The 20979-nt window shown below is 67.4% G+C and carries 17 protein-coding genes; 5 read left to right on the plus strand and 12 right to left on the minus strand.

Going from position 1 to position 20979, the window contains the following annotated elements; genetic code table 11:
- Window positions 1-22 precede the first annotated feature (22 nt).
- Window positions 23-310: a hypothetical protein gene (locus tag EV667_RS01840; RefSeq protein ID WP_131833635.1), complete on the plus strand. Its 288-nt coding sequence runs from the start codon at window positions 23-25 to the stop codon at window positions 308-310.
- 111 nt (window positions 311-421) lie between these two features.
- On the opposite strand, the gene EV667_RS01845 is transcribed toward EV667_RS01840, so the two are convergent.
- The 8 genes from EV667_RS01845 to EV667_RS01880 form a co-directional block, all read right to left on the minus strand.
- Window positions 422-1153, minus strand: coding sequence for a DUF1028 domain-containing protein (locus tag EV667_RS01845; RefSeq protein ID WP_131833636.1), 732 nt, complete (start codon window positions 1151-1153; stop codon window positions 422-424).
- Window positions 1154-1163: 10 nt separating this feature from the next.
- Window positions 1164-1862 carry an ABC transporter ATP-binding protein gene (locus tag EV667_RS01850; RefSeq protein WP_131833637.1) on the minus strand — a complete coding sequence of 233 codons (699 nt, stop codon included), beginning with the start codon at window positions 1860-1862 and terminating at the stop codon, window positions 1164-1166.
- Entirely contained in the window at window positions 1859-3688 is a 1830-nt protein-coding gene (locus EV667_RS01855; RefSeq protein WP_131833638.1) for an ABC transporter permease subunit, read from the minus strand. Before EV667_RS01855 ends, EV667_RS01850 begins: the two co-directional genes overlap by 4 nt.
- On the minus strand, window positions 3681-4517 hold the full coding sequence (locus EV667_RS01860) for a branched-chain amino acid ABC transporter permease (RefSeq protein ID WP_131833639.1): 837 nt from the start codon (window positions 4515-4517) through the stop codon (window positions 3681-3683). Before EV667_RS01860 ends, EV667_RS01855 begins: the two co-directional genes overlap by 8 nt.
- A 350-nt stretch (window positions 4518-4867) precedes the next feature.
- Window positions 4868-6004: a substrate-binding protein gene (locus EV667_RS01865; RefSeq protein ID WP_131834963.1), complete on the minus strand. Its 1137-nt coding sequence runs from the start codon at window positions 6002-6004 to the stop codon at window positions 4868-4870.
- 83 nt (window positions 6005-6087) lie between these two features.
- Complete coding sequence (locus tag EV667_RS01870) at window positions 6088-6957, minus strand: nitrilase family protein (protein ID WP_131833640.1); 870 nt, start codon at window positions 6955-6957, stop codon at window positions 6088-6090.
- Between the two features lie 230 nt (window positions 6958-7187).
- Complete coding sequence (locus EV667_RS01875) at window positions 7188-7802, minus strand: ANTAR domain-containing response regulator (RefSeq protein ID WP_091439286.1); 615 nt, start codon at window positions 7800-7802, stop codon at window positions 7188-7190.
- Window positions 7803-7835: 33 nt separating this feature from the next.
- On the minus strand, window positions 7836-8993 hold the full coding sequence (locus tag EV667_RS01880; protein WP_131833641.1) for a transporter substrate-binding domain-containing protein: 1158 nt from the start codon (window positions 8991-8993) through the stop codon (window positions 7836-7838).
- Between the two features lie 411 nt (window positions 8994-9404).
- On the opposite strand from EV667_RS01880, the gene EV667_RS01885 reads away from it, so the two are divergent.
- The 4 genes from EV667_RS01885 to EV667_RS01900 are packed head-to-tail and all read left to right on the plus strand — an operon-like array spanning window position 9405 to window position 13106.
- Window positions 9405-10427: an ABC transporter substrate-binding protein gene (locus EV667_RS01885; RefSeq protein ID WP_131833642.1), complete on the plus strand. Its 1023-nt coding sequence runs from the start codon at window positions 9405-9407 to the stop codon at window positions 10425-10427.
- Window positions 10424-11251 carry an ABC transporter ATP-binding protein gene (locus EV667_RS01890; protein WP_131833643.1) on the plus strand — a complete coding sequence of 276 codons (828 nt, stop codon included), beginning with the start codon at window positions 10424-10426 and terminating at the stop codon, window positions 11249-11251. Before EV667_RS01885 ends, EV667_RS01890 begins: the two co-directional genes overlap by 4 nt.
- Before the next feature lie 10 nt (window positions 11252-11261).
- Window positions 11262-12140, plus strand: a complete 879-nt coding sequence (locus EV667_RS01895) for an ABC transporter permease (RefSeq protein ID WP_131833644.1) — start codon at window positions 11262-11264, stop codon at window positions 12138-12140.
- Window positions 12141-12182: 42 nt separating this feature from the next.
- A complete protein-coding gene (locus EV667_RS01900) occupies window positions 12183-13106 on the plus strand; it encodes an acetamidase/formamidase family protein (RefSeq protein ID WP_131833645.1) in 924 nt (307 codons plus the stop codon).
- 115 nt (window positions 13107-13221) lie between these two features.
- Here the strand turns inward: EV667_RS01900 and EV667_RS01905 are convergent, their stop codons facing one another.
- From EV667_RS01905 to EV667_RS01920, 4 genes are all read right to left on the minus strand, one after another.
- Window positions 13222-15093, minus strand: coding sequence for a response regulator (locus EV667_RS01905; protein WP_131833646.1), 1872 nt, complete (start codon window positions 15091-15093; stop codon window positions 13222-13224).
- On the minus strand, window positions 15080-15946 hold the full coding sequence (locus EV667_RS01910) for a CheR family methyltransferase (RefSeq protein ID WP_131833647.1): 867 nt from the start codon (window positions 15944-15946) through the stop codon (window positions 15080-15082). Before EV667_RS01910 ends, EV667_RS01905 begins: the two co-directional genes overlap by 14 nt.
- Window positions 15943-19041 carry a response regulator gene (locus EV667_RS01915; RefSeq protein ID WP_245515936.1) on the minus strand — a complete coding sequence of 1033 codons (3099 nt, stop codon included), beginning with the start codon at window positions 19039-19041 and terminating at the stop codon, window positions 15943-15945. The genes EV667_RS01910 and EV667_RS01915 overlap by 4 nt, the downstream gene beginning before the upstream one ends.
- A gap of 198 nt (window positions 19042-19239) precedes the next feature.
- On the minus strand, window positions 19240-20979 hold the full coding sequence (locus EV667_RS01920) for an ABC transporter ATP-binding protein (RefSeq protein ID WP_131833648.1): 1740 nt from the start codon (window positions 20977-20979) through the stop codon (window positions 19240-19242).

Below are 20979 nucleotides of genomic sequence, written 5' to 3' on the forward strand. Positions count from 1 at the left end.
CTCTCTTCAAGGGATTTTGATTATGAAGAAGACCGTTTCCATTCCGATGCTGGGTGCCGTTCTCGCCGCTGCGTTTGTCGGCCCCGCCCTTGCCGACACCAACCGCCCGGTCATCGGCGACAATTCTGGTTGGTCGCCGCAGACCAACCAGACGCAGACCTATCGCGCCCCGGCCAATGACGGCTGGTCGCAGCAGGGTTATGGCACCATGGTCGAGGGGCGCAACGCCACCACGATGGAGCCGAGCACCCAGGGCGTCGAGCCCTACATCGCCAACCAGATCGAAGGCAACGCGCGCAGCACCAACTGAGCGCGGCGCTCTTCCGAGAGCGTGCCTTGAAGCAATGGCGGTCCCGCAAGGGGCCGCCATTTTTCGTGCAAGGTCTGTTCGTGTGCGGTGCCCGTTCGGGAGTGTTCGATCTCAGCCCGGCCCGCTGCCGCCGCCACCCGGACGGTCCGGCGGGGAAAGCGCCAGCATTGCGGTGACGGTCTCCGGCGCCGGGCCGGCCTTGACGCCGCGCCGGGGCATGCCTTCCACGAAGGGCACCAGCTGGACCCGGGCGATCTCCAGCACCCGGCGCAACTCGGCGACGGGCCGGGCATGCTCGTCGACGCGCAGGTCGAGCGCGCAATAATCCTCCTCGCCCTGCACCCGCAGGCTGGCCGATTGCCGCCCGCGCTTGTCGCCGCCGGCCGCGTCCCCGGCTTCCATCGCCCGCATCAGCCGCTCGTCCAGCGGCTGGCCATCGCTGGCGCGGTAGGCGGCAGCCATGGCGGCGATCACCTCCGGGCCGGTGAGCATGTTGCCCTGCACGGCAAAGCCGTCGCCGATCTCCTGCCCGCACCACGGCGTGCACTGCGCGCCGGTGAAGGCGGCGGCCTCCCCGGCGCCATCGACGACGCCGATCTGGCGCAACTCGCGGGCGTCGTCCTCGGCAAGAGCGCCTTCAAGCGCCGCGCGGGCGGAAATCCCGGCGGCGATGGCATCGAGCACGCCGAGCGCGAGATAGGGATTCACCCAGGACTGGGTCGAGGCGGCGCCGACCTTCGCCTTGGAGAATGGGCACATGGACCCGACGGCGGGAACGGCGGTCGCCACCGCCACGCCCAACAGGCCGCTGCCGGGGCAGCGGGCGACGATGGAGAAGGTCATTCGGGCTCCCTTACACGCTCAGATGTTTCAGCACCCGCGCGCGGGAATCCGGCTCGGAGGTCGCGCCGGTCTCGGCGAACTCGCCGCGGTCCAGCACCGCCCAGCGGTCGGCCACCGCAAGGGCGAAGGGCAGATGCTGTTCCACCAATAGCATGGTGGTGCCATGGCGCTCGCGCGCGCTGCGGATGACGCCCGCCAGCCGGTCGATCACCGAGGGCTGGAGCCCTTCGGTGATCTCGTCGACCAGCAGGAGCTTGGCCCCTGTGGCCAGCGAGCGGGCCATGAGCAGCATTTTCTGCTCGCCGCCCGAGAGCGTGCCGGCGCGCTGCTTGAGACGTTGCAGCAGGAAGGGGAAGGAGGCTTCCACCTCGGCCAGCGCCGCCTCGAAATCCGGGCGGCGTATGGCGAGGCGCAGGTTTTCCTCCACGCTCATGTCCTGGAACAGCGCCTTTTCCTGCGCGACGTAGCCGACGCCGAGGCGGGCCACCCGGTGCGGGGAGAGCCGGGTCGCCTCGCTGCCTGATATGGCCACCGTGCCGGTCATCTTCGGCAGGAAACCCATCACTGCTTTCAGCAGGGTGGACTTGCCCATGCCGTTCTTGCCCAGCACGGCAAGAATTTCGCCCGGCGCGAGGGCGAGGCTGACCTCGCGCAGCACCACGGCGCCGGCATAGCCGCTGGAGAGGTTTTCGACGGAAAGCGCGCTCATGCCGGCATCTCCTGGCTCGGGGTGGGCGCCGTCTCGTGGTCTATGCCGGCATGGCCGGAGCCGGCATAGACCTGCTTGACCAGCTCGGAGGCCACCACTTCCTCCACCGAGCCGTCCAGCACGATGCGGCCCTGGTGAAGGACGATGACGCGCGAGGAAATCTCCCGCACGAAGTCGAGATCGTGTTCCACCAGCAGCACGCACAGGCCCTGCTTCTTCGCGAGGTCGATCAATATGGCGCCGATCTGCATCCGCTCGGTCTTGGTGAGGCCTGCGGTCGGCTCGTCGAGCAGCAGCACGCGCGGTTCCAGCGCCAGCACCATGGAGAGTTCCAGCGCCTGCTTCATGCCATGCGAGAGCAGGTGCGCCGGGGTGGCGAGCTGGCGGTCCAGCCCCGTGGTCGCGAGCACGTGCATCGCCGCTTCCGGCAAGGGCAAGTCGCTGGCGCGGCGCCAGAGCGAGGGGCGGGCATGGCGCACGCGGGCGATCTGCAGACATTGCGCGACGGTCAGCGTCTCGAACACATTGGCCATCTGGAACTTGCGGCCGACGCCGAGCGCGACGCACGCCTCCGGCGGCTTGCGGCCGATGTCGTAGCCGTTGACCTTGATGGTGCCGGCCGAGCGCTCGGCGCCGTCGGCGATGCAGCGCATCAGCGTGGTCTTGCCGGCGCCGTTGGGTCCGACCAGGCTGACCAGCTCCCCGGCGCGGGCCTCGAAGTCGATGCCTTCCAGCACGGTGAGGCTGCCGAAGCGCTTGACCACGTCGGCCACCGCCAGCGCCGGCCCGTCGCCCGGCTCGACGCCCTGGGTGCTTGCGGGGTCGAGGGTGGAAAGCGTCACCGAGGTTGCCGGCGCGGCCGTGCGCGGGCGCAGGAGCCCGAGCAGCTTGCGCGGCACGTCGAACACCACGGGGAGCAGGCCGCGCGGGAAGGCGACGATAACCAGCACGAACAGCGTGCCGATGATGAGCTGCCAGACGAAGGGATAGTCACCCGCGAGCTGGGCGCTCTCATAGTCGACGATCAGCGCGCCGAATACCGGGCCGAGCAGCGTGCCGCGCCCGCCGAGCGCGGTCCAGATGACCAGCTCTGTGCCGAACACGAAGCCGGCGAGCTCGGGCGCCACCACCATCGCATAGCCGGCATAGATATAGCCGGCGACGGCGGCGATGGCGGCGCATGCGAGATAGACCAGGATCTTCAGCCGCGAGGTGTCGAGGCCGAGATATTTGCAGCGCTGCTCGTTTTCGCGCACGGCGACCAGCAGGCGGCCGGCATCGCTCTTGACGAAGATGTAGGCCAGCGTCGTCACCCCAACGAGGAAGCTGCCCGAGAGCCAGAACCACGCCTCCATCGACAGGTCGAAGCTCATGAAGCCGGACAGCCCGCTCGACGAGCCGGTGAAGGTGCCCCCCGAGTAGAGCAGCTGCGTCGCCACGATGGGCAGCACCAGCGTGATGACCGAGGCATAGAGCGCCGAGGCGCCGTGCCAGAAGGCCAGCCAGCCGACGATGGCGGCGACCAGCAGCGCCCCGCCGACTCCCAGCCCCAGCGCCAGAAACGCGTTGGAGGTGGAAAAATCCATATGGGTGAAGACGAGGCCTGCCGCATAGGCGCCGCAGGCGAAGAACACCGACTGGCCGAAGGTGAGGATGCCGAGGAAGCCCCACAGGAGGTCCACCGTCAGCGCCACCGCCGCATAGAGCAGCGAGCGGGTGAGCACGTTCACCGAATAGGTGTCGAGCACATAGGGCCCGGCGAAGATCGCCGCCAGCGCCGCGAGGGCGACAGCGAGGATGAGGGAGAGGCGGCGTGCTTCAGTCACGGGCGAACCCCTTCGGACGGATGCGCAGGATGACGGCGGCAAGCACGGCGATGGTGAGGCCTCCGAGAACCGGGCTGAAATGGGTGGCGACCAGAACCTGCGCCCCGCCCAGCACCAGGCAGGCGAAGAGCAGGCTGAGCAGCGAGGCGCCCGACACCAGCACCAGCATGAAGGCGTTCACCAGCCAGGGCACGCCCATGCCGGGGTCGACGCTCGACAGCGGCGTGATGAGCGCGCCCGCGACGCCCGCCAGCGCGGAGCCGAGGGTGAAGGTGAGGAAGCGCACCAGCCCGCTATTGATGCCCAGCCCGCGCGCCAGATCCTCGTTCATGATCACCGCCCGCGTCTCCAGCCCGAGCCGCGTGCCCTGAAGAAGCGCCGTGAGGGCGATGCCGAGCACGGCGGCGATGCCGACCAGCGCGAGGCGGTAGGCGGAGTAGCTTTCGCCGAACAGATCGAGCGTCCCGTTCAGCGGGGAGGCGGCGAACTGCACGCCGCGCCCGAAGGCGATGGTGATGAGCTGCCCGATGATGATCGACAGGCCCCAGGTGGCGAGGATGGCGTCGAGCGGGCGGTTATAGAGCGGGCGCACCACGAAGCGCTCAATTCCCATGCCGACCACGCCCCCGAACAGCGCGGCGGCGGGAATGGCCAGCCAGGGGTTCAGCCCGGCCTGGGTGGTGACGAGCGCGGCATAGCCGCCGAGCGTCATCAGCCCCCCATGGGCGAAATTGATGATCTTCATGACGCCGAACACGAGCAGCAGCCCGGTCGCCACCGCATAGAGGATGGCGGCGGTCGTCACGATGTCCAGCATCTGGCCGATCATGCGAGGGTCCTTGGAGTTGGAGGCACGGATGGCTCTACCGGCGGTGACGTCATCCTGAGGCGCGAGCGCAGCGAGCCTGAAAGGATGCAGGAAAAGAGCCGGTCCCCGGGGCGGGCATCCCTCAAAGCACGGCGCTGCCGGGCACCTCAGGATGACGTCGGAGGGCGGGTCGCAAGGATCACGCCATCGGCGGCGGGCAAGCCGTCTCCCCGCAGGAGGAGAAACGGGGTGAGGGGCGGCGGCAGGCGGGCACGGAAGCCGCCGCTCCTCACCCGGCGCTTCGCGTCACTCTCGCCCTATGGCGGGCGTGACGCGTCGCTTCGGGACCCTTCAGGCGAAGGGGCGCACGCTCACTTCAGCTTCGGGCACTGCTCGCCGGGATCGACATTCTCGAAGGTCGACATGATGGAGACCGAACCGTCGCCCTTCACCTGGCCGAGATACATGGTGAGCGGCGCGTGGCGCTGCTTGTTCATCACGATGGTGCCGCGCGGGCCTTCCACCGCGACTTCCGCCAGAGCCGGAATCACCTTGGCGGCGTCCGTCGTGCCGGCCTTCTCCACCGCCGCCTTGTAAGCATAGACGGCCTCATATTGCGGCACGGAGAGGTCGTTCGGGGTCTTCAGCTCGGCGCCGAACTTCTTTTCCATCGCGGCGAGGAACGCCTTGTTGGCCGGGGTGTCGATATTGGTGAAGTAGGAACCGGCGATGTAGATGCCCTCGGCATCGGGGCCCATGGCCTTGGCGGTGCCCTCGTCAACGGCGAGGTTGCCATAGAGCGACTTGATGCCCGCCGCGCGCAGCTGCTTGGTCAGGGTCACGTTGGGCGCGCCGCCGGCGGTGGAGGTGATGATGGCGTCCGGGTTGGCGGCCTTCACCTTGGAGAGGATGGCGGTCCAGTCGGTGGCGTCCATGGGGGCGTATTCGTCGCCGACGATCTTGCCGCCGGTCTTCTCGATATAGTCCTTGGTGAAGGCCAGCATGCCGCGCCCGAAGGCGTAGTCCGAGCCGATCAGGAAATAGGTCTTGGCGCCTTCCTTGTTGAAGAAGTCGACAATGGGGGCGACCTGCTGGTCGGGCACCCAGGCGTTCACATACATGAACGGGCTGCAGGAGCGGCCTTCGTAGAACGAGGTGTAGATGTAGGGCACCTTGCCGCGATTGACGATCGGCAGGCCGGCATTGCGGGCGGCCGAGGTCTCCATGGAAATCAGCGCGTCGACCTTCTTCTGGAAGATCAGCGAGTCGAAGGCCTTCTGCGCGCCGGCCGCGCCCGAGGCGTCATCGGCGACTTCGAGCACCACCTTCTTGCCGAGGATGCCGCCCTTGGCATTGATCTCCTCGGCCGCGAGTTCGGCGGACTGGACGACGGAGGGCGCGACCACCGAATTGGCGCCGGACAGGCCGACGGGAATGCCGATGGTGATGGTGTCGTCGGCGGCGAGCGCCGGCCCGGTGAGCAGGCCGGCGGCGAACACGCCGGCCATCAGCAATGAGGTACGGGACATAGGCTTTCTCCGGAAGGTTATGGGTTGTTTTTCAGCGGTGGAGGGCGGTGAAGGGGCCGGGCTCAGTACCAGCCCCGGGAAATGTCGGCGCCGAGCATCTCGGCGTAGACGTCGGTGCGCCGGTCGCGCAGCACCTGGTTGAAGTCGTTCCAGTTGCGGGCCCGGCGGGCGGCGCCGAGGTCGATCTCGGCGGCGACGATCTCTTCGCCTTCGCGGCTCGCCGGGCCGGCGGCGGGCCAGCCGGTGTAGCTGATGATGAGGCTCTGCCCCTCGAAGGGCTGGCCGCGCTCGGTGCCGATGCGGTCGGCGCAGGCGATGTAGAGCGAGTTGGAATGGGCGGCGCCCATGGCGAGGATGTTGGCCATCGCCTCGCGGCCCTCCGCCTGGCCGGGGATCGGCACCCAGTTGGTCGGCACGCAGACGATGTCCGCGCCCTGCAGCGCCTGCAGCCGATACGTCTCCGGGAACCAGCCGTCGTAGCAGATGGCGACGCCGATCCGCCCCAGCGGGGTCTGGAACACCGGGAAGCCGTTATTGCCGGGCTCGAAGAACAGGTTCTCGTTGCCCCACAGATGCATCTTGCGATAGGTGCCGATATGCCCATCGGGGCCGATCACCACCGCGCTGTTATAGAGCGCGGTGCCCGCGCGCTCGGTGATGCCGGCGACGATGTGCAGGCCGCGCGCGGCGGCGATCTGCGCCCAGGCCAGGCAGGTCGGGCCGTCGGGAATGGTCTCGGCGAGCGAGAACGCTTCCTCGCGGGTCTCGAACACGTAGCCGGTATTGGCCAGCTCCGGCAGCACGATCAGCTTGGCCCCCTCGTCGGCGGCCCGGGCGATCAGGTCGAGCGAATGGGCGACGTTGGCGCTGGTGTCGCCGAAGCGCGGCTCCATCTGGATGCAGGCGACGCGGACAAGGCTTGAGACCGGCATGGAGGCACACCTCTGCGATCGCCGCGATGGCCCGCAGCGTGAAAACAAAAAGCCCCCGGCAGTGCCTTTCGGCACCATCGAGGGCTGCATAGCCTGGATGTAGGGCGGCAACGCTGCCGCCACGCTCACAAAGCGTTGGACCTATGGAAGCGCAGCGGCGGGGCCCTGTCAAGCGTCAATGCACGGGATAAAGGCATGGCTTCATTTGCCCAGGACTTAGGCAACAGGCCTTACTTGTCCGGCTCGCCGTCGCGGTCGAGTTCCGCCAGCATGGCGTGGGCGTTGATGATCGAGCCGGCGATGGTGCCGATCGGCACCCGCTTGGCGGTCGCCTGCTTGCGCAGGAACTGATAGGCGTCGTCCTCGGAGAGGTTGCGCAGGCCCATCAAGAGCCGCGTCGCCTTCTCGACATCGCGGCGGGTGCGCAGCGTGTCTTCCAGCTTGCCGATCTTGGCCAGCAGCCGCCCCTCATAACCGCGCTGCGACAGCGCCAGCACGAGGCTGGAGAGCACGCCGGAGGCACGGATCGGGCGCACCAGCACGCCATGCGCGCTGGAATCCAGCAGCGCCTTCAGCACGGTCGGGTTCTCATAGTCGACGATGGCGATATGGGCGATGGCAAGGTCCGCCATCCGCCATGGCATCGAACTGCGTGTGTCGCGGTCGAGCAGGAAGAACACCGCGTCGAGCGGCAGCGGCAGCTGCGAGGGCGGAGGCCAGACCACCTGCACCTGGCAGCCGATGCGCTGGAGCTGGCGCACCAGATCGTCGCCATCCTGGTCGCGCGGATGCACCACGGCGACGCGCGTGTTGCGCAGGTTCTGGATGAGCTGCGAGGCGCTCATGCCGGCCGCCCGCCGGCGTTCTCCGGCGCGTCCTCACGCATGGTCGTAGATGTGGTCGACGAGGTAGGGGTCGGGCTTCACCGGCGCCTTGGCCTCCCACACCACGTCAAAATCGCCATGCTCGTTCACCATGCCGATGCGCGGCAGCAGATAGGTGTGGTTGTTGTCGGGGTCGATGCGGATGCGGCCCTGCGGCGCGTCGTACTCGGTGCCGAGCGCGGCGTCGACCAGGCGCTGGGTGTCGAGCGACTTCGCCCGGGCCAGCGCATCGGCAAAGAGATGGATCTGGAAATAGGCCGCCTCCGCATACATCGTCACCGCCGCGTCGCGGCCGAAGCGGGCCCGGTAGGCGGCGACGAAGCGGCGATTGGCCGGGGTGTCGACGGTGGAGAAATAGGGCGCCGAGGTGATGTGGCCAACGCACAGTTCCGGCCCGATGGCGCGGATCTCGCCTTCCGCCATGGTGAGGCTGGCGATGGGCATGGTGCGCGGGTCGAGCCCTGCCTCGCGGAAGATGCGGTAGAGCAGGTGCGCGCCCTGGCCGACAACGGTGGAGAACACGACGGAGGGCGCGCGGCGGCGGATATCCTCCACCACGCGGCGGATCTGGTCTTCGTGCGGCTGCTCCGGCACATAGGCTTCCGCCACCACCTCGCCGCCCTCGCGCGAGACGAGGTCGCGCATGATGCGGTTGGATTCGCGAGGGTAGATGTAGTCCGAGCCGACAAGGTAGAAGCGCGGCCCGAAGCGGGACAGCAGATGCCGCGCGAGCTGCAGGCTGTTCTGGTTCGGCGCCGCCCCGGTGTAGATCACGTTCGGCGAGTACTCGAAGCCCTCATAGAGCGAGGGGTACCAGAGTAGAGCGTTGCGGCGCTCCACCGTGGCGAGGATCGCCTTGCGGCAGGAGGAGGTGCAGCAGCCGAAGATGGTGCTGATGCCGTCCTCGGTCAGCAGCCGCTCGGCGGAGCGGCGATAAAGCTCGGGGCTCGATTCCGGGTCGTAGCACACCGGCTCGATCGGCCGGCCGAGAACGCCGCCAGCGAGGTTGATCTCCTCGATGGCGAGGGCCGTGCCGCGAAAATGCTCGGTCTCCGGCTCGCGCATGTGCCCCTTGCGGGAGAACAGCACGCCGACCCGCCAGGGCGTGCCCGAGGCACCGGAACCGTTCTCTGCGCTGCCGAATGTCGTCACCGGCCTGCCCTTGCCCTGTTGCCGCCCGCGCGTCCCGCACCCGGCGCCCGGTCCGGGATTTCCGCGACGCCGGGCCGGCCCGTTTTGGCGCGCGGGCACGCGGCAGGTCAAGTGCGCGCGTCCGGCAAGGCCCATCGGGGAGGCAGGATGCTGATTTATCGGGCGGCCATTCTGGCAAAAATGACATTAAGCCGGAAGCTGAGCCAAGAACATCATCGTCACGCGGCTGATGTGGGCACGGCAACGGCAAGAAGTGATCAGATGACGTGTCAAAAGCGTCATTATAAGCGTTGCGTTCGCCCCGCCGCATGGGCAGGCTGTAAACCTGCGCCCTATTTCGCCTTGTCTCGCAGCACGGGGCAATTTCTCATGGCGCCAATATCTCGAATATTCGGGAACCGGAGAGCGCACATGCCCACATTCTTCCGCAACGGCGTCGATCGTCGCAACTTCCTCAAGACCACGGCGGTGGCGGCCGGCGGCCTTGTCGCCATGCCCTATGTCGCCACCCGCGCCATTGCGGCGCCGCTGAAGACGGTGAATTTCAGCGAGGCAGTGCACAATCTCGGTTACATCAACCTTTATGTCGGCATGCATGACGGCATCTTCGAGAAGCACGGGCTCGACATGAAGGTTTCCGCCGCCGGCGGCGACACCCAGACCTTTGCCGCCGTGCTCGGCGGTTCGGCCGATTTCGCCATCGGCGACGCCACCATGGCGCAGATTTCGCGCGAGAATGGCGGGCCCGGCGTCGTCGTCGGCACGGTGGTGCAGCGCGCGCATTATTTCGGCGTGTCGAAGACCATGGAGCCCTTCACCGATCCGAAGGACCTGAAGGGCAAGAAGGTCGTCACCTCGCCTGAGCCCAACACCAATTATTCCGTGACCAAGCGCATGGTCGAGCAGGCCGGCCTCAAGCTCGGCACCGATGTCACCATCGTCCCGGTCAGCCCCGGCACCGAGATCGGCGCCATGCTGGCGGGCCAGGCCGACATGGCGGTCGCCTACCAGCCGAGCGTCGCCGCCGCCGAGGCGCAGGGCTCCAAGGTGGTGTTCGACTTCTCGAACTATATCGGCCCGTTCTGCAATACCGGCATCATGGTGCTGCCCACCACCATCGCCAAGGACCCGGAAATGGTGCAGGCGCTGGTCACGGCGTTCGAGGAAGCCTCGCGCAAGACCTATGCCGACCCGGCCTTCGCCAAGAAAGTGGCGCGGCTCGAATTCCCCGACCTGCCGGGTGAGGTCGTCGACAAGGCGATCGACGCCCAGCTGAAATATCTCATCCCGGCGCAGTCGGTCGTCACCAAGCCTGACCAGTGGAAGAACCTGATGGACATGCAGATCTACCTCGGCAACATCAAGGGCACGGTAAGCTTCGACCAGATCATCGACAATTCCTTCGCCGACAAGGCCGTCAAGCAGCTCGGGTGAGCACGGTGGCCTCTCCCGCCCTCGCGGCGAAGGCGGGTGCGCCGGCGGCAGCCGGCGTCCCCCCGCTCAAGGTCGAGCACGTGGCCAAGAGCTTCGATGCCGACGGGCGGGTCGTCCCTGTTATCGGCGACCTGTCCCTGACGCTGAACGAGGGCGAGATCGTCGCTATCGTCGGCCCCTCCGGCTGCGGCAAGACCACGCTGCTCAACACGCTGTGCGGCCTCATCGCCCCCGATTCCGGCCGGGTGAGCTGGTTCGGCGAGGCGATGTCCGGCCAGCCCGCCGGCGTCGGCTACATGTTGCAGAAGGACCTGCTGCTGCCCTGGCGGACGGCGCTGCGCAACGTGATGCTCGGGCTGGAGATACGCGGCGTGCCGGCCTCCGAAGCCGAGGAGCGCAGCCATGTGATGCTCGACAAGCTCGGCCTGCATGGTTTCGCCGACCATTACCCCACCACGCTGTCGGGCGGCATGCGCCAGCGCGTGGCGCTGGCCCGCACGCTGGTGAACGAGCCCGACGTGCTGCTGCTCGACGAGCCTTTCGCCGCGCTCGACTTCCAGACCAAGCTGCTGATCGAGAGCGACACTGCCAAGCTGGTGCGCGAGAGCCGGCGCTCGGTGCTGCTCATCACCCATGACATCGAGGAGGCGGTCTCCATCGCCGACCGGGTGATCGTGCTGAGCAAGCGCCCGACGCGGGTGAAGGCGGTCTACGACATCGCACTCGGCACCGAGCGCACCGACATGATCGCCGCCCGCGAGAGCGCGGGCTTCGTGGATTATGTCCGGCGCATCTGGTCCGATCTCGACGTGACGCGGAACTAGGAGGAACGCCATGAACGGTTCCCCCCCTCCGCCGCGCGCCGGCGCCCCTGCTGGTGTCGACGCCGCGGCGCACGCCGCCGCCGAAGACGCTGCCAGCATGCGCCTGGCGGCGCACCGGCGCTCGCGCCTGCGCGCCAGCCTGCTGGTGCTGGCGAGCCAGATTGCGCTGCTGGCGGCCTTCATCGCCTTCTGGGAATACATGACCGCCTTCGACAAGCAGGCGGCCTTCATGTTCGGCTCGCCCTCCGCCATCGGCGGCTTTCTGCTGACCATGGCGCGCGACGGCAGCCTGTGGCGCGACACCTATGTGACCGGGGTGGAGACGCTGCTCGGCTTTCTGGTGGGGAACGTCATCGGCACGCTGGTCGGGCTGTCGCTGTGGTATTCGCGCTTCGTCTCGCGGGTCATCGAGCCCTTCGTCATCGCGCTCGGCTCGATCCCGATCATCGCGCTGGCGCCGATCATCATCATCTGGTTCGGCACCGGGCTGACCTCCAAGATCGCCATGTCGACGCTCTCCGTGGTCATCGTGGCGCTGGTGACGTCCTACAAGGGCGCGGTCGGGGTCGATGACGACCAGATCAACCTGATGCGGACGCTCGGCGCCTCGAAGTTCCAGATCTTCCGCAAGCTGGTGGTGCCGGCCTCGTTGAGCGATATCTTCGCCGGCTTCCGGCTCACCGTCGGCTTCGCCCTCATCGGCGCCATCGTCGGCGAGTTCATGTCGTCCTCGGAAGGGCTCGGCCACGCCATCTTCAAGGCCGGCTCGCTCTACATCATCCCCAAGGTGTTCGCCGCGCTGGTCGCCACCATCGCGCTCGCGCTTGTCCTAACCTTCATCGTCGGAAAGGTCGAAAAGCTGCTCATGCCCTGGCGCCGCCTGGGCTGAGAGGTGTTTCGACCGTCCGCGTCAGTGCCCAGAGGAGTGACCATGAACCAGCGTGTCAGCAAGGCCGGCAACATCAAATACGCCCTGTCGGCGAACGATGCCTTTGTCGCGGCTGTCTCGCCCGGCGAGACCTTCGTCGTCGAATGCGCCATCAACGCCAATGACGGCACCATCCGCCATCTCGGCCAGCAGCTCACCGAAGCGGATGTCGACCTGCCCTTCGTCAACGGCGCCACCGGGCCGATCGAGGTGAAGGGTGCCAAGCGCGGCGACATGCTGAAGCTGGAGATCATCGGCATGGAGCTCGACACGCTCGGCTTCACCGCGTTGTGGCCGGGCATCGGCATGTTCCCGGACTGGGTGCGGCAGAAGGAGTTCGGCCATCTCACCCGCGTCGTCGAGGTGAAGGACGGGATCGTCCACTGGAGCGACAAGGTGAAGCTGCCGGTGCGCCCGATGATCGGCGTCGCCGGTGTCGCGCCTGTCCATGGCGGCGTGCTCACCGTCGACAACGGCACCCATGGCGGAAATCTCGACGTGCAGGAGATCACCCCCGGCAACAGTGTGATGTTCCGCGTCAACCATGACGGTGCCCATCTCTTCCTCGGCGATTGCCACGCGCTGCAGGGCGATGGCGAGGCCAATGGCATGGGCGCCATCGAGATCGGCGCCACGCTCACCGTGCGGGTGATGCTGGAGGAGGCGCCGAAGCGGCTCAATCACCCCCGCATCGAAACCCCGACGCATATCTGCACGCTCGGCTGCGCCCGCCCGCTTGAGGACGCCATGCGGATCGCCTTCCAGGAGATGATCTACTGGCTGGAGGACGACTACGGCATCCCGGCGGCGGAAGGCTACATGCTGCTCGGCCAGATCGCCGAGGCCCGCTGCACGCAGGTGGTGAATCCCAAATACACCTATATCTGCAAGGTCGACAAAAGCGTGCTCGCCCAGTTCGCCGGCTAGCGTGCGATCCGATCAGATCGGATCAATCTGATCGGTCAGTCGCCCTCTAACTCCATGATAGAGAACGCGTTATCCGCTCAACTTGCGTTGCAAGCTGATCGGCGCGTGCTCCAGGTCAGCGCGGGGAGGCGGCGGCGGGGAAGGCGACCACGTTTTCCTCCCGCCGCGCCAGCTCGCCGGCGATCTCCACCAGCTGGTGCGGGGTGAAGGGCTTGCCGATGACAGGGGCGTGGCCGAAGGCGGCGGGCAGGCTCTCGCGGCCATAGCCGCTGACGAAGGCGAAGCGAATGCCGCGCCGGGTCAGCGCGGCGGCCAGCGCATCCACCGGCTTGCCGTGGAGATTGCCATCGAGCAGGGCGGCGTGGAAGTTCTCGCCCTCGATCATCGCCAGCGCCTCCTCGACCGTGCGCGCCGGGCCGCACACCGTGGCGCCGGCATCTTCGAGAACCGCGATGAGTTCGAGTGCCACGAGTGCCTCGTCCTCGACCACCAGAATGCGGCAGCCATCGAGCGCCTGCGCCCCGCGCGACGGGACGGCCCCGCCGGTGGCCGGCGCCCGTGCCGTCCGCTCCGCGCTCGGGGTGGCAGGGCCGTCGAGCTTCATCGCGAGGTCCCAGACCACGCCGTCGCTGCGGAAGGAGACCGACGAGGTGCCGCCGTCCGATTTCATGCTGCTGTCGATGAGGGTCGAACCGAAGCCGCGCTTGAGCGGCGCCTGCACCGGCGGGCCGCCGCTTTCCTGCCAGCGCAGCTGAAGCTGCTCGCCCTCCACAGACCATTCCAGCACGACCCGGCCGGTGGGCCGGGAGAAGGCGCCGTATTTGAGCGCATTGGTCGCCAGCTCGTGCAGGATCAGCGCCAGCCGCAGCGCCGGCTGCGGCAGCAGCTGCACCCGGGGGCCGCTGGCGTGGAGCCGCGCGGGATCGACCGCGCCGAGACGAAGCTGGTCATGGACGAGGTCCATGAGGTCGGCCCCCTGCCAGGTGCGGTCGCTCAGCATGCCATGGGCGCGCGCCAGCGCCTGGATGCGGCCGGAGAAGGTGTCGGAGAACTGGTCGGGATTGCGGGTATGGCGCAGGGTCTGGGTCGCGATGGCCTGCACGCTGGCCAGCGTGTTCTTCACCCGGTGGTTCAGTTCCCCAATGAGCAGAAGCTGGGTCTCTTCGGCGCGGCGGCGGTCGGTGATGTCGAGAATCTGCACGCTCAGCGAGACCGGCGTGCCGTCCGGGCGGCGCAGCACCGAGCTGTACCATTCGCAGTCGAGCATGCTGCCGTCGCGGGCGCGGCAGCGCACCGTGTCGTGCCCGCGCTGGTGCGAGGTGTCCGCCATCGAGGCGGAGAACAGCGTGACCAGATCGGCGATGCAGCTGTCCGGCATCCAGCCGAGTTCGGCGAGCGGATGGCCGATCATCTCCGGCGCGGTCCAGCCGAACATGCGCTCGGCGCCCTTGGACCAGCCGAGCAGCCGCATGTCCGGGTCGAACTCGACAATGGCGAGCGGCGAATTGTCGGTGTGCGCCTGAAGCCGGTCGAGCGCGCCCTTCAGCTCCGCCGCGGCGGTGGCCAGCGCGTTCTTTTGCAAGGCCAGCTGCTCATGCTGGCGGGCAATGGAGAAGAACACATCGGCCTTGCTCTTGAGGATCAGCGGGTCGATCGGCTTGTAGATGAAATCGACCGCACCGGCCTCGTAGCCCTTGAAGCGGCGGCCCTCATCGGTAGCGGCGGCGGTGACGAAGATGATCGGCACGCGCCGCGTGCGCCCGGTGCCGCGCATCATCTCGGCCAGCTCGAAGCCGTCCATGTCCGGCATCTGCACGTCGAGCAAGGCGAGGGCGAAATCGTGCTCCAGCAGAAGCTCCAGCGCCTCGATCCCGGAGCGAGCCTTGTAGAGGGCCAGCCCGTCGCGCTTGAGCAGAGCCTCCAGCGCGCGCAGATTTTCCGGGATATCGTCGACAAGGAGGAATTTAACCGGCTCAGGCGACGCCATGGCGGGCCTCCATCGGCGCCACCATCGCCAGCCGGCGATAGATGCGCTCATCGGGTGCGAAGAACGCGAAGGCGTCGGCATGCTCGGAGAAGCGCAGGCTCTCATTCATGCCGAGCCCCAGGAAACCGCCGCGCGTGAGCGACTCCCTGAACAGCCCCAGGGCCCTGTCCTGCAGGCTTGAGTCGAAATAGATGAGCACGTTGCGGCAGGAGATCAGGTGCATCTCGGAAAACACCTGATCGGAGGCGAGGCTGTGCTCGGCGAACACGGTGCGCGCGCGCAGCGACTTGTCGAACACCGCCCCGCCATAGGCAGCGGTGTAATAGTCCGACAGCGAGGAGCGCCCGCCGGCCTTGCGGTGGTTCTCGGTGAAGAGGGGGATGCGGTCGAGTTCGTAGATGCCCAGTTCGGCCCGGGCCAGCGCCACCGGGTTGATCTCGGTGGCGTAGAACATGGTGCGCGCTTCCAGCCCCTCCTCGCGGAAGAGGATCGCCAGCGAGTAGAGTTCCTCCCCGGCGCTGCACCCCGCTACCCAGACCTTGAGCGAGGGGAAGGTGCGCAGATGCGGGATCACCTCCTCGCGCAGGGTGCGGAAATAGGTCGGGTCGCGGAACATCTCGCTCACCTGCACGGTGAGGCAGTCGATCATGATCGGCAGCAGCTCGGGTTCGCGCAGCAGCCGCGCCTGCACATGAGAAAGCGTGTCGCAGTGCAGCCGCTGGCGCAGTAATTCGGCCCGCCGGCTCAGCGAGGAGCGCGAATAGGAGCGGAAATCATAGTGGTAGCGGCGATGGATCGCCTCGACCAGCAGGTCGAGCTCGATCTTCTCGCTCACGCTGGAGAGGCCGGTCATCGCGACATCCACACCCGGGCGAGGGACAGCAGCTTGTCCACGTCCAGCGGCTTGGCGAGGTAGTCGTTGGCGCCGGCCGCCAGGCACTGCTCCTGGTCGTCCGCCATCGCCTTGGCGGTGAGCATGATGACCGGCAGTGTCTCCCAGCCCGGCCGCCGACGGATCTCGCGTGTGGCGGTGAGGCCGTCCATCTCCGGCATCATCACGTCCATCAGCACGAGGTCGATCGGCTCGCCTCCCTCTGCCTTCTCCAAAAGTTCGAGTGCTTCCCGGCCATTGCGGGCGATCTGCACCCGGGCGCCGTGCGGTTCGAAAATGCTGGTCAGGGCGAAGACGTTGCGCACATCGTCCTCCACCACGAGGATGTGGCGGCCTTCGAGGCGGGCGTCGCGGTTGAGCGAGGTGGCGAGCAGCTTCTGCTGCTGCACCGGCAGGTCGGACACCACCTGATGCAGGAACAGCGTCACTTCGTCGATCAGCCGCTCCGGCGATTTCGCGCCCTTGATGATGATCGACTTGGAGTAGCGGCGCAGCCGAAGCTCCTCGGCATCGGTAAGTTCGCGCGCGGTGTAGACGATGACCGGCGGGAACGCCGCCGCCTCGTTGTCGGCGAGCCGGCTCAGCAGATCGAAGCCGGTGGCGTCCGGCAGCGTCATGTCGAGCACCATGCAATCGAAGGTCTCGCTTTCCAGCCGGGCCAGCGCTTCGGCGGCGGTGGCGGCGCCAAGCGTCTCGACCTCCTTGGCGGAGAGAAGCTCGCTCAGGCCCCGCAGCTGGGCGGGGTCGTCCTCGACGATCAGGATGCGGCGCAGCTGGCGCGCCATGCGGAATTCGAGGCGCTCCAGCGCCTGCACCAACTCGTCGCGCTTGACCGGCTTCATCATGTAGCTGACCGCGCCATAGGCCATGGCGGTCTGCTCGTAGTCGCTGGCGGAGACCACATGCACCGCGATGTGGCGGGTGCGGGCGTCGTGCTTCAGCCGGTCGAGAACCGTGAGGCCGGAATGGTCGGGCAGCCCCATGTCGAGCACCACCGCGTGCGGCAGATATTGCCGCGCGGCGATCACCCCGTCATCGGCGGTCGCGGTGACGATGCACTGGAAGCCGAGCTCATGGGCGAGATCGAGCAGGATACGGGCGAAGGCGAGGTCGTCCTCCACCACCAGGATGAGCCGCGAGCCGGCGGTCAGGCGCGTCCGGTCGTCGTCGATGCCGGCCGGCGGCCGGGCGGAGAGGCCGGTCGTCTCGTCGGTCGGCGCCGGCTGTGGCGCCTCACGGCGGACGGCAGGGCTGCGGCGGCCCGAGCGGGCGGGGGGCGCCGGGCTGGCGCTGTCGACGACGATACCGCGGAAGCGGGTCGGCACCACCAGGCTGAAGGTGCTGCCTTCGCCCAGCCGGCTTTCCAGCTGGATTTCGCCGCCGAGCAGAATGGTGAGCTCGCGGGAAATGGACAGGCCGAGCCCGGTGCCGCCATAGCGGCGATCAATGGTCCCGTCGGCCTGCTGGAAGGCCTCGAAGATCGCCTCCTGCTGTTCCTCGGCGATGCCGATGCCGGAATCGCGGACCGAGAAGACGAGGAGGTCGCCGGGCGCCGCCTGAACGGAAAGAACCACCTCGCCCTGCGCGGTGAACTTGACCGCGTTGGAAAGGAAGTTCTTGAGTACCTGTTCGAGGCGCTGGGGGTCGCTTTCCAGCAACTGCGGCACCTGCGGCCCGATCTCGGCCCGCAGGGCGACGCTCTTCTGCGCCGCCTGCGGCTCGAAGCTGCGGATGAGCTTCTCGGCGAGGCCCGCGATCTCCACCTGCTGGGGCCTCAGCTCCAGCTTGCCGGCTTCGATCTTCGACAGGTCGAGAATGTCGTTGATGAGGGTGAGAAGGTCATTGCCCGAGGTTTCGATCATCTGGGCGAAGCCCACCTGATCCTCGGTCAGATTGCCGTGCCGGTTCTCGCCCAGCAACCGCGCCATGATGAGCAGCGCGTTCAGCGGCGTGCGCAGCTCATGCGACATGTTGGCGAGGAATTCGGACTTGTAGCGGCTGGCGGTGGCGAGGTCGTTCGCCCGCTCCTTCAGCGCGCCCTGGGTGCGGGCGAGATCGTCGCGCTGGGCTTCCAGCAGCTGGGTCTGCTCCTCCAGCTGGGCGTTGGATTCCTCCAGCTCCGCCTGCTGCCGCTCCAGCCGGCGCTGCGAATCCTGCAGGGCCTGGCTCTGCTCGTTCAGTTCCTCGTTCGCGGCGGTCAGCTCCTCGCCATGGGCGCGCAGCTCTTCCGCCTGCCGACGGGTTTCCTCCAGCAGTTCCTCCAGCCGGGTGCGGTACTGCGCCGAGCGCAGCGCGACGCCGACCACGCCGGCGGTGCGCTCCAGAAACTCCAGCGCCTCGATGCCCGGCTTGCGGCGGAAGCCGAGTTCGAGCACGCCATTGACCTCGTCATCCTCGCGGGTCGGGGTTAGCAGCAGCCAGTCCGGCTTGGCCTTGCCCAGCGACGAGCCGAAATAGAGATAGCCCTCGGGCACGGTATCAACGGTGAAGCTGCGCTTGTCGGCGATGACCTGGCCGACAAGGCCGTCGCCCCGGCGAATGCGGGCCGGAACGGGCGCTTCGGCCGGCACGCCATAGCTCGCGGCACGGGCGAAGGCGTCGCTGTCGCGGATATAAAAGAGAGCGGCCTGCGCGCCCAGGCGCTCGGCGAGGAAAGTGAGGACGCGCTCCCCCAGCTCCCGGCTGGACAGGTCGCCCATCATCCGGCGCGAGAGATCGACCTGCGCCGTGCGGATCCATTCCTCGCGGCGAACGGCGAGCTTGTTGCGGATGAAGAAAAAGCCCGTCGCCGCCAGTATCCACACCGTGGTGATGCCCATGGAGCGGTTGAGAAGGGCGATGCTGGGGTCGATGCCGGCTCTGTCGACCAGAAAGCCCGTTACGATGACGCCGGTGACGGCGGCGGCGGTGACGAGCGGCACAAAGGTGCGCAAGGCGAGATAGGCCAACACCACCGGAATGAAGTAGATGACCCACACGGCCACGCCGAGCGGAAACGAAAGATCCGCCAGAAACACCAGCGCGGTGAGCGCCGCGAGAATGGCATAGAGAAGCATCGGCTTCTCCCCGAGCGCCCTGAACTGCACGCCGCCATCACTCCCCTGAAAAGACGACACGAAGCGGGCCACGCCATCGCTGGCGCCACGGTTGCCACGCGCCGGCGCATTCGCCCGGCGCCCATAAACTGCCCTGCGCCCCAAAGGTTCCGGGCGTGGCAAAACTTTTTTGCTGGCCGGGAATGCGGCCGGCGCCGCTTACGCCGGAATGCGGTCGGCTTCGGTGAACTGGGTCCGTACCATGCGTGCGTAGAGCCCACCCCGGTCCAGCAATTCGGCATGCTTGCCCTGCTCGGCGACGCCCTCGCGGGTGACGACGACGATGCGGTCGGCGGTGCGGATGGTCGACAGGCGGTGGGCGATGATCAGCGTGGTGCGGCCCACCGAGAGCGCCGCCAGCGCGCGCTGGATTTCCCACTCGGTTTCGCTGTCGAGCGCCGAGGTCGCCTCGTCCAGGATGAGGATGGGCGGGTCCTTGAGGAACATGCGGGCGATGGCGAGCCGCTGCTTCTGCCCGCCCGAGAGCTTAACCCCGCGTTCGCCGATCACCGTGTCGAGACCGAGCGGCAGCTCGGCGAGCAGGCCGTCGAGCTGCGCCCGGCGCGCCGCCTCGCGGATCGCGGCTTCGCTGGCGTCCAGCCGGCCATAGGCTATGTTCTCGCGGATCGTGCCGCCGAACAGGAACACGTCCTGCTGGACGATGCCGATGTTCCGCCGCAGCGAATCGAGGCTCACATCGCGTATGTCGTTGCCGTCTATGGTGATGCGGCCGCCGGTGACGTCGTAGAAGCGGGGCAGCAACGAGCACAGCGTGGTCTTGCCGGCGCCGGAGGGGCCGACGAAGGCGACGCTCTCGCCGGCGCGGATGTCGAGGTCGATCCCCTTCAGCACCGGCGCCGCCGGGCCATAGGCAAAGCGCACGCCCTCATAGCGGATGGCGCCCTTCACATTGGCCAGCCCGACCGCGCCGGGACGGTCGGCCACATCAGGCCGTGTGGCGAGGAAGTCGAGATAGGAGCGCAGCCCGGCAATGCCCTTGGGGTACACCTCCATGACGGCGGCGATCTTCTCCAGCGGCCGGAAGAACACCCCGACCAGCAGGAGAAAACCGACGAAGCCGCCATTCGTCAGCTCGCCGCGCAGCACGAACCAGGTGCCGGCCAGCATGATGACGACCTGGGTCAGCCGCATGCCGAGATAGGAGAGCGAGGCATTGGCCGCCAGCAGCCGGTAGGCCTCCAGCTTGGTGCTGCGGTAGCTGGCGTTCTCCACCGCGAACAGCCGGCTCTCATGTTCCTCGTTGGCGAAGGACTGCACCACGCGGATGCCGCCGATATTCTCCTCGATCCGGGCATTGAAGGCGCCGACGCGGCCGAACAAGGCGCGGAAATTCTCCGTCATCCGTCGCCCGTAGCGGGTGGTGATCAGCGCGCTGGCGGGAACGATGATGGCGGTGAGAATGGCAAGCTCGACATTGACGCTCAGCATCACCGCGAAGGCGCCGATGAAGGTCATCACCGCGATGAACACGTCCTCGGGGCCGTGATGGGCGACCTCGCCGATCTCTTCGAGGTCCTTGGTGAGCTTGGCCACGAGATGCCCGGTCTTGTGGTTGTCGAAGAAGGAGAAGGACAGCTTCTGCACATGGTCGAAGGCGCGGCGGCGCATCTCGGTCTCGATGTTGATGCCGAGCATGTGTCCCCAATAGGTGACGATGGCCATCAGCGCCGCATTGAGCAAATAGATCACCAGCAGGCCCACCGCCGCCCACACAATGAGGTGCCAGTCCTGCCCCGGTAGCAGGTGGTCGATGAACAGCTTCACCGCCAGCGGGAAGCCGAGCTCCATCAGGCCGGACACCACCGCGCAGGAAAAATCGAGCATGAACAGCCCCTTATAGGGGGCGTAATAGGTCAGGAAAGGCCGGATGAGCTGCAT

It is taken from the genome of Ancylobacter aquaticus (assembly GCF_004339465.1).
In the GTDB taxonomy this organism is placed as follows: domain Bacteria; phylum Pseudomonadota; class Alphaproteobacteria; order Rhizobiales; family Xanthobacteraceae; genus Ancylobacter; species Ancylobacter aquaticus.

What these genes read in the sequence shown, in the direction of transcription:
- EV667_RS01840 (WP_131833635.1), top strand. Translation starts at nt 23, where the DNA reads ATGAAGAAGACCGTTTCCATTCCGATGCTGGGTGCCGTTCTCGCCGCT.
- EV667_RS01845 (WP_131833636.1), bottom strand. Translation starts at nt 1,153, where the DNA reads ATGACCTTCTCCATCGTCGCCCGCTGCCCCGGCAGCGGCCTGTTGGGC.
- EV667_RS01850 (WP_131833637.1), bottom strand. Translation starts at nt 1,862, where the DNA reads ATGAGCGCGCTTTCCGTCGAAAACCTCTCCAGCGGCTATGCCGGCGCC.
- EV667_RS01860 (WP_131833639.1), bottom strand. Translation starts at nt 4,517, where the DNA reads ATGATCGGCCAGATGCTGGACATCGTGACGACCGCCGCCATCCTCTAT.
- EV667_RS01865 (WP_131834963.1), bottom strand. Translation starts at nt 6,004, where the DNA reads ATGGCCGGCGTGTTCGCCGCCGGCCTGCTCACCGGGCCGGCGCTCGCC.
- EV667_RS01870 (WP_131833640.1), bottom strand. Translation starts at nt 6,957, where the DNA reads ATGCCGGTCTCAAGCCTTGTCCGCGTCGCCTGCATCCAGATGGAGCCG.
- EV667_RS01875 (WP_091439286.1), bottom strand. Translation starts at nt 7,802, where the DNA reads ATGAGCGCCTCGCAGCTCATCCAGAACCTGCGCAACACGCGCGTCGCC.
- EV667_RS01885 (WP_131833642.1), top strand. Translation starts at nt 9,405, where the DNA reads ATGCCCACATTCTTCCGCAACGGCGTCGATCGTCGCAACTTCCTCAAG.
- EV667_RS01895 (WP_131833644.1), top strand. Translation starts at nt 11,262, where the DNA reads ATGAACGGTTCCCCCCCTCCGCCGCGCGCCGGCGCCCCTGCTGGTGTC.
- EV667_RS01900 (WP_131833645.1), top strand. Translation starts at nt 12,183, where the DNA reads ATGAACCAGCGTGTCAGCAAGGCCGGCAACATCAAATACGCCCTGTCG.
- EV667_RS01905 (WP_131833646.1), bottom strand. Translation starts at nt 15,093, where the DNA reads ATGGCGTCGCCTGAGCCGGTTAAATTCCTCCTTGTCGACGATATCCCG.
- EV667_RS01910 (WP_131833647.1), bottom strand. Translation starts at nt 15,946, where the DNA reads ATGACCGGCCTCTCCAGCGTGAGCGAGAAGATCGAGCTCGACCTGCTG.
- EV667_RS01915 (WP_245515936.1), bottom strand. Translation starts at nt 19,041, where the DNA reads ATGCTTCTCTATGCCATTCTCGCGGCGCTCACCGCGCTGGTGTTTCTG.
- EV667_RS01920 (WP_131833648.1), bottom strand. Translation starts at nt 20,979, where the DNA reads ATGCAGCTCATCCGGCCTTTCCTGACCTATTACGCCCCCTATAAGGGG.